Origin of the sequence: Streptomyces pimonensis (assembly GCF_041380215.1) — a bacterium.
GTDB classification, from domain to species: Bacteria; Actinomycetota; Actinomycetes; order Streptomycetales; family Streptomycetaceae; genus Streptomyces; species Streptomyces pimonensis.
On sequence record NZ_JAHWZY010000026.1, the window covers coordinates 89,667 to 104,106 of the forward strand.

12 protein-coding genes, 1 tRNA gene and 1 pseudogene are annotated in these 14,440 nt (G+C 70.7%); 3 read left to right on the forward strand and 11 right to left on the reverse strand.

All coding sequences use genetic code 11. The annotated features are described in order from the left end of the window. Nucleotides 1-2: 2 nt before the first annotated feature. Nucleotides 3-1,667 carry an energy-dependent translational throttle protein EttA gene (gene ettA, locus KYY02_RS23620; RefSeq protein WP_371241049.1) on the reverse strand — a complete coding sequence of 555 codons (1,665 nt, stop codon included), beginning with the start codon at nt 1,665-1,667 and terminating at the stop codon, nt 3-5. Between the two features lie 369 nt (nt 1,668-2,036). Here ettA and KYY02_RS23625 point away from each other — a divergent pair, with 369 nt between their 5' ends. After that, entirely contained in the window at nt 2,037-2,924 is an 888-nt protein-coding gene (locus KYY02_RS23625) for a septum formation family protein (protein WP_371241051.1), read from the forward strand. 681 nt (nt 2,925-3,605) lie between these two features. Here KYY02_RS23625 and KYY02_RS23630 read toward each other — a convergent pair. The 4 genes from KYY02_RS23630 to KYY02_RS23645 all read right to left on the reverse strand — a co-directional run bounded on the left by KYY02_RS23630 (nt 3,606) and on the right by KYY02_RS23645 (nt 9,399). Next, on the reverse strand, nt 3,606-5,012 hold the full coding sequence (locus KYY02_RS23630) for a Cys-Gln thioester bond-forming surface protein (RefSeq protein WP_371241053.1): 1,407 nt from the start codon (nt 5,010-5,012) through the stop codon (nt 3,606-3,608). 279 nt (nt 5,013-5,291) lie between these two features. Then, nucleotides 5,292-5,771 (reverse strand): single-stranded DNA-binding protein, encoded by a 480-nt coding sequence (locus KYY02_RS23635; protein ID WP_371241055.1) that lies wholly within the window; start codon nt 5,769-5,771, stop codon nt 5,292-5,294. A gap of 217 nt (nt 5,772-5,988) precedes the next feature. Next, on the reverse strand, nt 5,989-7,785 hold the full coding sequence (locus KYY02_RS23640; RefSeq protein ID WP_371241057.1) for a GTPase: 1,797 nt from the start codon (nt 7,783-7,785) through the stop codon (nt 5,989-5,991). A gap of 3 nt (nt 7,786-7,788) precedes the next feature. Then, nucleotides 7,789-9,399, reverse strand: coding sequence for a dynamin family protein (locus KYY02_RS23645; RefSeq protein ID WP_371241059.1), 1,611 nt, complete (start codon nt 9,397-9,399; stop codon nt 7,789-7,791). 320 nt (nt 9,400-9,719) lie between these two features. On the opposite strand from KYY02_RS23645, the gene KYY02_RS23650 reads away from it, so the two are divergent. Next, nucleotides 9,720-9,792, forward strand: a tRNA-Arg gene (locus KYY02_RS23650). A 178-nt stretch (nt 9,793-9,970) separates the two neighbouring features. Here KYY02_RS23650 and KYY02_RS23655 read toward each other — a convergent pair. The 4 genes and pseudogenes from KYY02_RS23655 to KYY02_RS23670 form a co-directional block, all read right to left on the reverse strand. Beyond that, a complete protein-coding gene (locus KYY02_RS23655) occupies nt 9,971-10,168 on the reverse strand; it encodes a hypothetical protein (protein WP_371241061.1) in 198 nt (65 codons plus the stop codon). Between the two features lie 182 nt (nt 10,169-10,350). Then, nucleotides 10,351-10,605 carry a hypothetical protein gene (locus KYY02_RS23660; protein WP_371241063.1) on the reverse strand — a complete coding sequence of 85 codons (255 nt, stop codon included), beginning with the start codon at nt 10,603-10,605 and terminating at the stop codon, nt 10,351-10,353. 340 nt (nt 10,606-10,945) lie between these two features. Continuing rightward, nucleotides 10,946-11,473, reverse strand: a complete 528-nt coding sequence (locus KYY02_RS23665; protein WP_371241065.1) for a hypothetical protein — start codon at nt 11,471-11,473, stop codon at nt 10,946-10,948. A gap of 607 nt (nt 11,474-12,080) precedes the next feature. After that, nucleotides 12,081-12,242 (reverse strand): annotated as a pseudogene (locus tag KYY02_RS23670) (DUF6416 domain-containing protein); the annotation flags it as partial. 112 nt (nt 12,243-12,354) lie between these two features. On the opposite strand from KYY02_RS23670, the gene KYY02_RS23675 reads away from it, so the two are divergent. Beyond that, nucleotides 12,355-13,293 (forward strand): alpha/beta fold hydrolase, encoded by a 939-nt coding sequence (locus KYY02_RS23675; protein ID WP_371241067.1) that lies wholly within the window; start codon nt 12,355-12,357, stop codon nt 13,291-13,293. A gap of 168 nt (nt 13,294-13,461) precedes the next feature. Here the strand turns inward: KYY02_RS23675 and KYY02_RS23680 are convergent, their stop codons facing one another. Further along, complete coding sequence (locus KYY02_RS23680; protein WP_371241069.1) at nt 13,462-13,686, reverse strand: hypothetical protein; 225 nt, start codon at nt 13,684-13,686, stop codon at nt 13,462-13,464. A 158-nt stretch (nt 13,687-13,844) separates the two neighbouring features. Next, entirely contained in the window at nt 13,845-14,108 is a 264-nt protein-coding gene (locus KYY02_RS23685) for a hypothetical protein (RefSeq protein ID WP_371241071.1), read from the reverse strand. Nucleotides 14,109-14,440 lie beyond the last annotated feature (332 nt).

Genomic DNA, 14,440 nt, shown 5'->3' on the forward strand with positions numbered 1-14,440 from the left:
GATCAGCCCCGGGTCAGCTTCTTGTAGGTGGCGCGGTGCGGGCGCGCGGCGTCCGGTCCGAGCCGCTCGATCTTGTTCTGCTCGTACGACTCGAAGTTGCCCTCGAACCAGAACCACTTGGAGTCACCCTCGTAGGCGAGGATGTGCGTGGCGACCCGGTCCAGGAACCACCGGTCGTGGGAGACGACCACGGCGCACCCGGGGAACTCGAGAAGGGCGTTCTCCAGGCTGGAGAGCGTCTCGACGTCGAGGTCGTTGGTCGGCTCGTCGAGCAGCAGCAGGTTGCCACCCTGCTTGAGGGTGAGCGCGAGGTTCAGCCGGTTGCGCTCACCGCCGGAGAGCACCCCGGCCGGCTTCTGCTGGTCCGGCCCCTTGAAACCGAAGGCGGAGACATACGCCCGCGAGGGCATCTCGACCTGGCCGACGTTGATGTAGTCGAGCTCCTCGGAGACGACGGCCCACAGCGTCTTCTTCGGGTCGATGTTCTCCCGGCTCTGGTCGACGTACGAGATCTTGACGGTCTCGCCGACCTTGATGGACCCGGAGTCGGGCTCCTCGATCCCCTGGATCATCTTGAACAGCGTGGTCTTGCCGGCGCCGTTCGGCCCGATGACCCCGACGATGCCGTTGCGCGGCAGCGTGAAGCTGAGGTCGTCGATGAGCACCTTCTCGCCGAAGGCCTTGCTGAGGTTGTTGACCTCGACGACCACGTTGCCCAGGCGCGGGCCCGGCGGGATCTGGATCTCCTCGAAGTCCAGCTTCCGCATCTTGTCGGCCTCGGCGGCCATCTCCTCGTAGCGGGCCAGACGCGCCTTGGACTTGGCCTGCCGCCCCTTGGCGTTGGACCGCACCCACTCCAGCTCGTCCTTGAGCCGCTTCTGCCGCTTGGCGTCCTTCTGGCCCTCGACCTTGAGGCGGGTGGCCTTGGTCTCCAGGTACTTGGAGTAGTTGCCCTCGTAGCCGTGCAGCCGGCCGCGGTCGACCTCGCAGATCCACCCGGCGACGTTGTCCAGGAAGTACCGGTCGTGGGTGACGGCCACGACGGTGCCCTCGTACTTGGCGAGGTGCTGCTCCAGCCAGTTCACCGACTCGGCGTCGAGGTGGTTGGTGGGCTCGTCGAGCAGCAGCAGGTCGGGGGCCTCGAGGAGCAGCTTGCACAGCGCCACCCGGCGCTTCTCGCCACCGGAGAGGTTGGCGACCGGCCAGTCGCCGGGCGGGCAGCCCAGGGCGTCCATGGCCTGCTCCAGCTGGGCGTCGAGGTCCCAGGCGCCTGCGTGGTCGAGCTGCTCCTGCAGCTTGCCCATCTCGTCCATGAGCTCGTCGGTGTACTCGGTCGCCATCTGCTCGGCGATCTCGTTGAACCGGTCGAGCTTGCCCTTGATCTCGGCGACGCCCTCCTCGACGTTCTCCAGGACGGTCTTGTCCTCGTTCAGCGGGGGCTCCTGGAGCAGGATGCCCACGGTGTAACCAGGAGTGAGGAAGGCGTCGCCGTTCGACGGCTGCTCCAGCCCCGCCATGATCTTCAGAACCGTCGACTTACCGGCGCCGTTCGGGCCGACGACACCGATCTTCGCTCCCGGCAGGAAGCTCAGGGTGACGTCGTCGAGGATCACCTTGTCGCCGTGCGCTTTGCGCGCCTTGCGCATGGTGTAGATGTACTCAGCCAAGAGAAACCGTCCGGCAGCTTGAAATCTGGCAGTGGGCAGATACACCCCATCTTGCCGTACGGCCGGCCCTGCACGGAAACGCATCCGTTCCGGGGCCTCCGACCTGGGGTTTCACGGACGACCCGGCTGGACGCGCGGCCGGGGCCCCTCCCCTGCCAGGACCGGACCGCCGGCGCGCCAACGGTGTCCGGTTCACAGAGGTGCCACGGGGCCCCGACCCCGTCCGCGGGCAGTCCGGATGCACCCCTTGCGGCCCGTCGCGAGTCGAGGACGCCGCAATGAGGTGAGGGCCTTCGTGCAGCCGGGCCGCGGGGATGGCATACGATGCGCGCAACCTTTATGAAGATCAGATAAGAGGATGTACACGTCATGACGATCCGTGCCCCGTATCGCTCCCTTCGTGGCATATCAGCTGTTGTCGCTCTGCTCGCGATCGGCGCGGTGGGATGCTCGGAGGTCTCCGACGCCGTCGACAGCGCCAAGGACGGCGCCAAGAAGGTGGCTCGCCAGCGCTCGGTGTTCTCGCTGGACATCGGCGACTGCTACAACCCGAACAGCAAGGACGAGGGGACGGCGTACTCCATCGAGATCGTGCCCTGCGACGAGGCGCACGAGGGCCAGGTCGTCGGCGAGTTCACGATCGACGAGGGCAACGAGTACCCCGGCGACGACGGGGTCTCGACGATCGCGGACGACCGCTGCCCGGTCGAGGCGCAGAAGTACTCCCCGGACACCTGGGCGCTCCCCGAGGGTGCCGCCCTCTTCTACTACACCCCGACCAAGGAGAGCTGGGCGACGGGTGACCGCGCGGTGAGCTGCACCTACACCTCGGAGAAGAGCAAGCTCAGCGGCTCGCTGGAGACCGCGAAGTCCCTCAAGCCCGAGCAGGCCGCGTACCTCGAGGGTTCGAACGCGGTATACGAGGCCCTGTGGGCGAACCAGCCCGAGAAGGACGCCGTCGAGGACGACCTGGCCGGTTACAAGGCACAGGCCAAGGCCGTCGCGGCCGCCCTCGACACGCACGTCGAGGGCCTGGCCGGCATCGAGGGCACCGAGGTCGGCAAGCTCCGCGCGACGCTGACGAAGGCGGCCGGGAACTGGAAGAAGGCCGCGGACGCCGCCGACGTCGACGCGTTCTACCTCGCCTACGACCCGGCGTTCACCGACATCGACCCGAACAAGTCGGTCGCCGCCCGCAAGGAACTGGGCCTGGCCACCACCGTCCCGGCCGACGAGGCCGAGGTCTGGGCGGTCTGACGCCCCGTCGGGCAGCCGGGGCCGGGTCCGTCGGGGATCCGGTACCCGCTCCGGGGTCATCGGCCCGGCTCAGGCCTGCCGCGTTTCGGGCGGCAGGCGCTTCGGGCGGCAGGCGCTTCGGGCGGCAGGCGCTTTTCCGTGGGCCGGCCCCAGGCCGGTGTTCGCCGTCGTCGGTTCGTCGATTCGTCGGTGTTCAGCACCACTGCGACCTCGCGTGGGCCGCGACGATCCCCACGTCGAGGAAGCCGTCGTCCGGGCCCGTTACGTCGAAGTCGGCGGTCGTGCCTCCCGTCGACTCGGCGAGACACCGGGCACCGCGTCGCCTCCGGCCCCGGCCCGCGCCCGCCAGCCGCCGGCGCGGGCCGTCTCCCGGTAGTACGCAGGCCGTTCCCCGGCGAACCGCCGTACCGGTACCGCGCCCCCACGACGACGAAGCGGTCGTCGTCGCACCCCAGAGCGGTCCTTCCCGTCCGCGCCTTCCGAGCCGCGTCCGGGAGCGTCTCACCGGCCGTCATCTCGGTGAGCCGGTCCTCCTCCTCGCCGCAGCCGTAGACGGTCGAAAAGTACAGCGCGGGCAACCCGCCAGCAGCAGTCGCGAAGCGGCCACGGCGGCGACCGGTCGGATTCCCGCCCGTGTCTCCCCCCATGCCGCCAGACGTCAGTGCACCGGGAAGAGGGGGCTCAGTCCCCGGAGGGGGCGTTCCTGCGGCGGGTGACGACCAGTCCCGCCCCACCGAGGACGACCAGGGCGATGGCGGTGCCGGCGATCCACGGGGTGGCGCTGGAAGATCCGGTTTCCGCGAGGTTGGTGTCGGCGAGGGCGACGGGGGCGGGGCTCGGACCGGTGAGGGCGTGGGTGGTGGTGCCGATCTCGGCGGCCCGGGTGAGGCAGTCGAGCATGCCGGTGAACCGCTGCTCGAAGCCGCCCGGCCCCTTGACCGTGAAGTCGTACGGCTGGTCCTCGCTCAGCGCAACCGTCACCGTCCGGGACGCACCGCCCGCGACGGTGTGCTCCGCCCCCGCCAGTTCGAAGGTGAACGGCTCGTCGTCCTGGTTGGTGACGGTGACGTCCACACCGCCCTCGGCGCAGTTCTCACGGGCGGCCAGCGCGGGTATCGCGCCTTCGAGCGCCCAGGTGGCACTCGCCTTCGCCGAGACGGTCGACTCGCTGGACCCGGCCAGGACCTGCGTCTGGCTCCGGCTCTCGGAGACGAAGGCGCGGCCGACCGGCACCGTCGTCGAGGCCTGCGCGGTCAGCTCGACGGTGTCCGCCGCCGCGTCCTCGGGCACCTCGAAGAAGATCTGGCCGCCGTCGGCCGCGGTGGTGACGGGCTCGCCGTCCTCGTCCACGATCCGCACCCCGCTCGTGGCGGCGTCCGCCGGCGGGGAGACGGTCACGCTGCGCGCGTCCGTGCGCACCGTCACCGGACCGACCAGCTCGCCCGGGCGGCCGGAGACCGCGGGCGGGTCCAGGGCCAGCGACGCCTTCGGCTCCCCCTCGTTGCGGGCGTTCTTCTGCAGGTAGTCGGCGAGCTGCTCGGCCTGGGGGTCGACGGCGTCCACCGGGATGTCGTCGGAGTAGCGCCAGATGGCCACCTGCGTGCCGGCCGCCGCGTCCTGCTCGGTGAGCCGGCCGCGTACGCCGGCCTTCTTGGCGAGTGCCGCGAGGTCGTTCACCTGCGGGTAGGAGTTCCGCAGGATCCAGCGGATCCGGCCGGCGTCCTCGTTGACGCCGAGCGAGGTCCCGCTCCAGGCGGTCTCGTGGTACTTGGCGTCCTTCTGCGTGGGCGTCTGGATGTCGACGCAGTACGTCTGCAACATGCCGCCGCCCTCGACGGACATCTCGAACAGCCCTGCCGACACCTGCTGGTCCCCGGCGGCGCCGTGTACCACGGCCGTGCCGTAGGTCTTGAGTCCGCCTACGGTCGCGGCCGCCCCGCTGTGTCCCGGTGCCGTCTCCTCGTCGGCGACTGCCGTCCCGGCACCGGCCAGCGCAGCCGTGGCGACGAGTCCGGACACCAGTGCCCCTGCGGCGAGACGGGCCGACCCGCGTCCGCGCGCGGGTCCCGCGGAGAACGAAGAAAACACCGAAATCCTTCCCGGGCGGGACCCGTTGACGTGGGGGCTGAAGGTCCCACCAGCAGAATCACCGGCTCCGAGAGTGCCGGGAGCCTTGCCCGGCATCCTAAGGAGACGGCGAAGCGCGCTTGCCGGTGATCGCGTCGGAGGAGTGATCCGAATCGGAATCGTTATCGCAGAAGCCGTTACGAACAGGAATTGTCGATAAAACCACTCGGAATGTTCTGGTGTGGATCCATCGATAAGCCTTATTCCTGTCGACGCCGGCGCCGGGACCGGATCATGACCTCATGTCGCCGTCGCCGGTTGCGGCTGCCGTTGGGAACCGTCCTCGTACGCTGCCGCCGGACTCGCCGGTCGGTGCTCCCAGTTGGGCTCGGGGCGCTCCGTCGCGGAGGCCTGTTCCGGTCGCTGCACGCGCCGGAAGGCGCTCGTGCCCCGGGCGAGGTCGTGGCCGATCGACACCGCGTCGATGTCCGCCGACATCCACCCCTGCTGTCCCTCGCGCGTCTCCGTACGCACCTTCAGCCGACCCTGCACGATCACCGGTTCGCCCACCGACAGCGAAGCCGCCGCGTTGGTGGCGAGCTGCCGGTTCGCCCACACCGTGAAGAAGTTGGTGTGGCCGTCCGCCCAGGAACTCTTCTCCCGGTCCCAGTACCGGGACGTGACCGCGATCCGGAACCTGGCCGCGGGGCCGGACGCCGTCTCCCGGTACACCGGCTGCGTCGCCACGTTGCCCACCACGCACACCATCGTCTCGTTCATCGTGTTTCCCTCCCTCGCCCGCCCGCCGGCCACAACACCGGCGCCGGGCCGGTACACGCACGGGCCCCTCCCGTACGGCTGCCGTCCGGCAGGGTGACCGCGGACCGTCCCGCGATCGCCTCGAAGCCAGACTGCCTCCGTCGGGCCGGGCCCGCTGGGCGTTGTGGACCACCTCCGGCCTGTGGACATCTCCGCCACCCGAACGAGGCGCTCCGCCTCAGCCGCGGCCGGTCCCCGCACCCGCCCCCACGACCCGCCCGTACTGTTCCCGTACCTCCCGGTACCGCAGCAGCTCCGCCGCCACCGGATCCAGGACGCGGGCCCGGCCGCATCCCGAGGCCGCCTCCCGCAGCCGTCTCTCCGCCTCCTGCCCGTACCGCCGGGCGGGCCCCCGGGCGGCCATGCGGCAGCTCCACTCGACGAGCGGGCCGCCGACGATGCCGACCACCATCAGCAGCACCGGCACCCCCAGGTTCGGTGTCATGATCCCGATGATCTGCGCCAGCAACCACAGCCCACCGACGAATTGGAGGGCCGTCATCGACACCTGCACGAGTACGGCCAGGGGCCACCACCCGGGCCGCGGCGGCCTCCCCGGTGGCAGTCCCGCGCGTACGGCAAGCTCGTCCAGCGCCTCCGGCAGGCCCTGGGAGCCGCGTACGGCCGCCTCCCGCACCGCCTGCGCCCACGGCGCCGGCAGTCCGGCGGAGGCACGGTCGGCCACCGTGCGCACCGCCTGCTCCACACGCTGCCGGGCCGCCGTCTCCTCGTCGGGCCGGCCGCGCAGGGCGACCCGGCCGGTGGACGGCTCGCTCCGCTCCTGGCACCAGTGCCACAGCCGCAGCCAGGGCGTACCGCACGCGCGGTTCGCGTTGCGCAGCCAGGCGCGTTCGGCCGCCTCGCCCGTGGCGGTGGCCCCCACGGCGTCCGCGAGCCGGTCGGCGAACTCCTCGCGCGCCTCCTCGCTCAGCCCGGTGCGCCGCCCGGTGGCGTACACGGGCCACAGCCGGGCCGCCGCGACGTCCACGTCCGCGGAGATCCGCCGGGCCGGGGCCCCGCGCTCGGCCACGAACCGGGCGAGCGATTCGCGCAGTTCACCGACCCCGTCCCCGGTGAGCGCGGACAGCGCCTGCACGGTCGTGCCGGGTTCGCCGTACTCCCCGAGGACGATGCCGTCCTCGTCGAGCAGTCGCCGCAGATCGTCCAGAACCTGCTCGGCTGCCTCTCCTGGCAGCCGGTCGATCTGGTTGAGGACGACGAACATGACCTCCGCGTGGGCCGCCATGGGCCGCAGGTAGCGTTCGTGCAGCATGGCGTCGGCATACTTCTCGGGGTCGACGACCCAGATGACCGCGTCGACCAGTCCCAGGACGCGGTCCACCTGCTCCCGGTGCTGGACGACCGCCGAGTCGTGGTCGGGCAGGTCGACCAGGACCAGCCCGCGCAACCGCTCGTCGGCGTCCGCGGTCGCCTGGAGGGGGCGCCGCCTGAGCCGGGGCGGGATGCCGAGGCGTTCGATGAGACTCGCCGCACCGTCGCTCCAGCTGCACGCGATGGGCGCGGCGGTGGTCGGCCGCCGTACGCCGGTCTCCGAGACGGGCACCCCGGCCAGTGCGTTGAACAGCTGCGACTTGCCGCTGCCGGTGGCGCCCGCGATGGCGACGACGGTGTGCTGTCCGGAGAGCCGGCGCCGCGCGGTGGACTCCTCGAGGACCCGGCCCGCCCGCGCGAGGGTGCGGTTGTCGAGCCGGGGGCGGGAGAGCCCCACCAGCTCGCGCAGCGCGTCGAGCCGCGACCGCAGCCACGGGTCGTACGCGAGCGGGGTCACGGCCTGCGGCGCGGCCGTGCGGGCTGCCGCCACCCCGCGCTGCTCCTCGTCGGCTCCCCCGTTCACCCGGCGCGCGATCAGCCCGTCGTCCCAGGCGCTCGCGGTCTCCGTACGAGGTGGCCCTCCGGCGTCGCGGTCGGGGTGCTCGGGGTGCTCGGTGTGGTCCTGGTCAGTGACGGCGGTCACCGGTCACCTCTCCTTCTGCAGTACTGACAACGCGGCGATGAGTTTGGCCTGGGGCTCCGCGTGCACCTCGAGCGCGTCGAGCGGGGCGAGCCGGCGTTCGCGTTCGGCGTGCATGACGCGGTCCACGTACTCGACGAGCAGCCGTCCGCCCCGGTCGCGCAGCCGCAGCGCGCCGTGCGCGCCGATCCACTCGGCGAGCCCCTCCCCGGCGGTCCGGGCCCGGCGTCCGCCCAGCAGGGCCGTGGCGACCAGCGCGGCGACCGTCTCGGGGTCGGGCGCGGTGGTGCGGTCCAGCCCCCGCACCTCGTCCTCGGCGTACTCCTCGAGCTCGCGCCGCCAGCGCCGTACGGCCAGTCCGATGCGGTGCTCGGCGCTCTCGGGCGCGGTGTCGCGGCCGGCGAGCTCGGGGGCGTCCGCCGCGGGTTCGCGCCGCCAGGCGTCGTCGATACGCTCGTCGGCGGCGGCGACCGCGCACAGCAGCAGTGCGCTCAGGCTCTCCACCAGGGTGTCGAGGAGTTCGCCCGGGGTGCAGTCCAGAGGGAAGGCGCGCCATCGTCTGAGCGCGTCGCCGGCGAGGACGGCTCCGGCCTGCAGCCGGCCCCGTACGCGTGCGTGCTCGCTGTCGTACGCCCCGTCGACGGCGGCGGTGAGCCGTAGCGTGGCCGCGTACTGCGCGGCGGCGGCACCGGCCAGTTCGGGCATGCGGGTGTCGAGGGAGGCGAGGACGCCGTACGCGGTACGGGCCACCGCGTACTGCCGGGCGGCGGGGTCCAGCGTCTGGTGGACCAGCCAGGTCCGCAGCGAGGCCACGGCGGTGGCGGGCAGCAGTCCGCCGCCCCAGGCCGACTCGGGCAGTTCGGGCACGGTGAAGCGCGGTACGTGGCCGAGTCCGGCCTTGGTGAGCAGGGCTCCGTACTGCCGTGACACCTCGGAGACCACTTGGTGGGGCACCCGGTCCAGGACGGTCACCAGGGTGACGTCGTACTCCTTGGCGGTGCGCAGCATGTGCCAGGGCACGGCGTCGGCGTAGCGGGCGGCGGTGGTGACCATGACCCAGACGTCCGCGGCGCTGATGAGTTCGGCGGCGAGGACCCGGTTGTCGGAGACGAGGCTGTCGATGTCGGGCGCGTCCAGGAGGGCGAGGCCGGGCGGCAGGGTGTCGGCGGTCTCGACGCGCAGCACCCGCGCGGGGTCCTCGCCGGGCAGGAGCAGGTCGTCCGCGGGGTCCCGGTGGTGAGGCACCCACACGCGCGTGAGGTCGGGCAGCACTCTCATCCCGCTGAACCAGTGGTGATCCTCCGGATGGCAGACGAGCACCGGTGTCCGGGTCGTGGGCCGCAGCACGCCCGCCTCGCTGACCCTGCGGCCCACCAGCGAGTTCACCAGGGTGGACTTCCCGGCCCCGGTGGACCCTCCGACGACGGCCAGCAGGGGGGCTTCGGGATCTCTCAGCCGGGGCACCAGGTAGTCGTCGAGCTGCGCGAGCAGTTCGTCGCGGTTGGCACGCGCGCGTGCGGCCCCCGCCAGGGGCAGCGGGAAGCGTGCGGCGGCGACACGGTCGCGCAGGGCGGAGAGTGCGTCGAGCAGCTGGGGCCGTACGTCCAAGGTCACCACATGCGAAGAATGCCCAATTTCGGGGGAATTCTGAAGCATATGAGTATGCCTGCGCGCCGACAAGACACAAGGGACGGAAGGGACGACCACGACACGTGCGCGCTCCAGGCATAACGAGTGCACAACACCCGGTGCGCGAGGGGCCAAAAGCGATGCGCGATTCGCACCTGCCTGCGATTATCGTGACCGCTTCACCGAACCTCCACACCGAGTCACGGAGGCGAGGCAACAGGGACGAGGATGCGGGAGCCCTATCCTTGTCTCCGGCGACGTCACGGACGGGCCCGACCCCGGGCACCGCGACGACAGCCATCACACCGGCCCCCGTAGCTCAGTGGATAGAGCAGGCGCCTTCTAAGCGCTTGGCCGCAGGTTCGAGTCCTGCCGGGGGCGCAAGTCTCCACCCTCCCCTCGGGGAGGGCTTTTTGCTGGTCAAAGTCGGTGCCGGCTGTCACGAAGAAGCCCCGGGCGCCCTCTTGGTGATCAAGGGCGGGATCCGGGGCTGTCCGGCTGTCACCGGGTTCTCGCGGGTGGCCGTGTCGAATGCGTGTCGAAGTTCCCGGCCGGAGGATCAGCCGGCACCGGGCGCCTCCGACAGGTCACCCGCGGCTTCGAGCCGCCGTTTCAGGTCCGGTGGCTGCCCGTCGACGCACCGGGCGTATGTGGCGAGGAGCACAGCCACGCCGTCCCCGGCCCACTCCGCCGCCTGGGCGGGCGGGACGCCGTCGTTGAGCCGCTTGGTCAGGCGCGTGTGCCGGTTGTCGTACACGCGCCGCCCGGTCGGTGACTCGAAGACGTGCGGGGACAGTACCGTCTTGCGCGCACCGCGCCGTGCCCGGCGGATGACGGAACCGGCGAGGACGCCACCGAACTCACCCTGGAAGAGCAGGTCACCCGGTTTGAGCTGTCAGGCCGTGTGACGCCGGCGAGCGCGGAGCCGGCGGACACCCTTCACGGCGTACACGGCGGCCATGAGCACGAAGCCAGCGCAGGTGAGCCAGAACCCCAGGATTCCGCGACTGCGAGACCCAGCACCAGGCCGCCGGAGAGCAGCAGGGAGGCGACGACGTCCAGCAGGTCGAGGCGCGCCTCGAAACGCACCGCCGAGTCGGATCCGCGCAGTCGGCGGCTGACGGGAACGAAACCGAGGGCCTGCAGGACGGCCAGACCGGGAGCGGGCCAGACGAACCAGCCGGGTATGTCCACGGCGCGCACTGTGTCGCGCCCCCGAGGCTGTAAGAGCAACGGCCCTGTTCCACGTCCGGCGGTGACGGTGAGTCATGACGGCGACCGACAGATCATCGGTCACAAGACCGCAGACCCGCGCCCCGCAGTGGGCGTTCTCCGGGATCGGCCGATCGGCTTGGTGTCTGACCGCGAGAGTTCGACGCAACGGGGCAGGAAACTTGGCGTGCTGTCGTCAGCCTGGAGACGTCGAGGTCGGAACACCATCCGCGCTCTTTGCGAGATAGAGATGTCCAACGTTCACTATCCGTCGCCACCGGACGTGGGACAGGGCCGTCAAGTCGACACTCCCGAGCCCCTTCTATCGATCATCGTCATCGACGGGCTCGGGCTCACGGGTGTAAACGAAGTCGAGGACGTAGCGTTCGGTGACGGGGCAGTCGTTCCAGGCTTCGGTGAGCCGGCCTTCCGGGGAGTCGCCGGTGAGCTGGCCGAGGGTGGTGTTGTAGTAGTCCGCTGCTGCTTGGCGGTTCTGCCACCAGACGCGGCCTTCGTAGACGCCGGGGCGGGGCAGAGTGATCTCTCCAGCGGGTCCGCGGTCGAGTTGACCGATGACCAGGATGCCCGTCTCGGATTCCAGGCTGACGTCGGTGTGGCCTTCAGCCTCGGCGGGAGGGGTGGGCGGGGCGTCCCAGATCCGGATGGTCACCTGGACTTTCATGTCCGGTTGCAGGCTGAGGAGGTACAGGTGGTAGCCGTTGCCGGCCACCACCTGTGTCTTCGCGGCGTCCATGGCTGCTTCGTCGCCGAGGTAGGCGTCCGCGTCGTAGACCTCCAGCACGCGGCGGCCGGGGGTGGCGGTGACGTTGTGTTCGGCGAGAAGCGCCATGGCCAGTGGTGTCTTCCTGCTAGTCGGTGATCTTCACGCAGAAGGGGTCGCCATCCAGGATGCGGTTGGCCCTGGCTACTCAGCGAATGGGGGCCTGACGACCCGACAGCAGAAAGAAGCCGTTGAGCTGCAAGGGTGCGAGTGTCTAGGCCGTATCCGCCGCAGAGGGCAGGGCACCTTCCTGGTGGTCGAGAGTACAGGTGGGGCCGTCGGCTGTCCGTGGTGGCTGACGGGAAGAAGCTGGTCGGGCATGCCGGGGCGGTGCTGCTGCGCCGGTGCGCGGACCGCACGGGGCCGACGGACGCGCCGGCCGGGGTGCTGCCATCCAGCACGGCAGCCGGCCGGCGGGAACGCGCCGAGGTACCGGTGCACCTGGCGATCGCGATCTGCTGGAGGCGACGAACCCCTCGGAGGCCGAACAACCCCCTCCGTACCACCGGCCGTTGTTCGAGCCCGCGGCCTCGGACTCCACCGCCCGCCGCACGCCGGCCACGTTCACCACCTGCTGGCAACGGCTCACCGCCCCGCACGACCGGTAGTACCCGTCGGTCCCGCCCTGCGCCGGAAGACGGGGGGTTCCACCCGCGGTCGCGGACACCACCGCCCTTCACCGGCTCACGCCACGCGCGGCCTCGGTACGAGCCTCCGCCGGCTTCGACACCGCGCAGGTCGCGCCCACGCCGCCCTCGGGCACCTCCCGCCAGCGGAACGGACAGCGCCGACCTCCAGGCGCGCACTCCTTGCTCACGCCGGACAGCACGCTCGCCGCCCGCCGCCCCGGACCTTGCCCCGATTACGCCCCCGCCCCGTTCACGCAAGAATCCCGGTCGGATCGCCCACATTTGAGTGATTACGTCCGAATGGAGCGTTTCCTGGTAATCATGGAACGGTTCGTCGCCGTGCCGCCTTCACCGGAGCTGCTCATGCGCACTGCCGTCACCGTCGCCCAGGACTCCGCGGAGGAGCAGGAACTCGTTTTCGAGGGCTACGCGTACACGTACCGCATCGTCCGTCAGAGCACCCCACAGACCGAGCCGTTGCTGCTGCTCGGAGGCTCCTCACAGAACCGGCACTCCTGGCAGGGCCACGAGAAGTGGCTGGCACCGCTGTGCACGCTGATCACCGTGGACCTTCCCGGTTACGGCAGTGCGGACTTCCTGCCGGCCCGCTACGGCATCGACTTCCTCGCCGACGCGGTCCAGCACATGCTGACGGAGATCGGTGTGCCGCAGGTAAACCTGTTCGGCGGCTGTTTCGGGGAGGTCGTGGGCCTGCGCTTCGCGCAGCGGCATCCCGCGTCCGTCCGGCGCATCGTCTTCGCTGCTGCGGCCATCCGCCTCCCGAGGCTCTACAGCGAGGCCGTGCCGCAGTTGTCGCGGACGCTCGCGCGGGGTGACATCGAGCGGGCCGCCGACGGTCTGGTGCGGCTGTTCATGTCGAATCCGGGGGCCGGCAAGGTGCGCCGGCACGCGGCTGTGGCGCGACTGCTTCAACAGCAGTTCGTGAACCAGACGCCGGACGAGGTCAGGAAGGCCGTCGAGCACAACACCCGCCTGGTGACGCACGGCTGTTACCGACCGCTGCGGGTCCCCGCCGTGCCGTCTCTGGTGTTCACCGGGGAGTACGACACCCTGTGCACCCCGGAGATGGGGCGCGAGCTCGCCCGGACACTGCCCGGAGCGCTGTTCACCACCGTCAAGGAGGCGGACCACCTGGTCACGGTGGAGCGCAGGCAGGAATCGGCGGACTTGATCGCCCGGTTCTGCACCGACCGACCCATCGACGACCTGCCGTACTGCGGCCCGCTGGAGTCACTGTGAACCGATGCCCTGTTGCGCCCGGACCCCACTGAGGGGGCCGGGCACACGAATGGCCGGGACCCGGCACGGGTCCCGGCCGTCGTCCGCTGCGCGGACGGGCTTAAGCGGCTGCTGCCGGATCGGCGGACGTCGACGTGGACAAGGACGCCTCGACCGGTCCTTCGGGCGTCAGGACTCCGCCTTCTTGACGGTGATGACGATGGCGTTGCCGCACTCGACCGCTCCCCCGCCGGAGCAGGTCTGCGACTGCACGCAGCGAATCGTGTCGCCGTCGTCGACGCACGCGTCGGCACCGTCGTCGGCGACGGCCTGCGCGGCACCGGAACCGAACAGAACGAAACCGCCCAGGAATGCGGCGGCCGCTGTCGACGCGATCTTCTTCGAATTGAGCATCTACCCGTTTTCCCTGAGTGTTCGACCCCGCACCACCGGACGGCGGAGTCGTTCGGAACGACCGGATCGACCGGACCGACCTGCAACCCGAGAGGCCTCGGGGCCCGAACAACCGGTTCGGGCCCCGAGACCTGCACGGATCACCGGGTCAGTGATCCTCAGCCAAACGAAACGCTGGAGGGGCAGGTCACGGCCGTGTTGCCCGCGGCCGGGTTGCCGACACCCAGCAGGTTGAGGGCGACGTTGGTGTCCTGCAGACCGATCAGCGCCTGCTGGACGTTGGACTCGCCCGTGCACTCCTGGCTCTGCTCGGTGGCGACCGCGATGCCCGGCTTGTCACCGGCGTGGCTGACACCGGCACCGAGGAAACCGGCGCTGCCGAGCATCGCCAGGACAACCGCAGCCTTCTGGTACTTGCGCATTACCTCTCCGTTTCTGTTACTTCACGCACAGTCCGCAGTGGATCTCTTACGGACAGTGACGACTATAGATCTCGAATGCCTCACAAGCCAATCGAAACGCCCAAATGGGGATATGTTTCGCGAGAGTGCCGACAGGGGGTGCGGGGCCGCACGACCGCGCAAGCGGGGCCGCTCTCCGGGTTCGTGACGCCTGGTCACGGACTGGCGCCGACAGCGGCCCCCAGGGCCGAGTGGCCCGGTCTCACCCCGGCCGCCCCGCCGAGGACACAGACGCACAGACGGCGGGGACCCGGTACGGATCCCCGCCGTCGTCCGCTGCGCGGACGGGCTCA